Here is a 438-nt window from a genome sequence, read left to right as displayed (position 1 = left end):
CCAGATCCGGCCGCTGCGAACACTGCTCCGGATGGGTCAGCGCCTGCACCCGCCCGTCAAAAGCCTCGGCGATCGCCGCATGATGAGCTGCGCGCGCCAGGATCCAGCCAACCTCCACGCCTTCCGGCAGACGGGCGATCACTTCCTTCGCCATCGCGCCGTAGCCAATCATCATGATCTTCTTCATCTTTCTCGGCCCCTGCTACACATGGCGGTTAAAGCCGCCGGAAACGTCCAGCGCCGCGCCGGTGGTAAAGGAAGCCAGCGGCGAAGCGAGGAACAACAGCGCCTGCGCCGGCTCCTGCGGCTTGCCCAGGCGTTTCATCGGAATGCCGCGCCGTTCGGCGATGGCCGCCGTCCACTGCTCCCAACTTTGATCTTTATCGCTGCGCTCTTCGAAACGGCGGCGCCACTGGCCGACTCCACCATCCCCAGCAA

Annotated in this window: 2 protein-coding genes; both read right to left on the bottom strand. The window is 64.8% G+C overall.

The window, feature by feature from the left end:
- On the bottom strand, positions 1–187 hold a 187-nt coding region (locus HFC70_RS26405; protein WP_210259467.1), incomplete at its 3' end, for a hypothetical protein.
- A 15-nt stretch (positions 188–202) separates the two neighbouring features.
- A partial coding sequence (locus HFC70_RS26400; RefSeq protein WP_210259466.1) for an SDR family oxidoreductase occupies positions 203–438 on the bottom strand: 236 nt, incomplete at its 5' end.

This window comes from Agrobacterium sp. a22-2 (genome assembly GCF_012276985.1).
In the GTDB taxonomy this organism is placed as follows: Bacteria; Pseudomonadota; Alphaproteobacteria; order Rhizobiales; family Rhizobiaceae; genus Allorhizobium.
The sequence above is the reverse complement of the archived record's forward strand: the minus strand, read 5'-3'. Positions and strand labels throughout refer to the sequence as shown.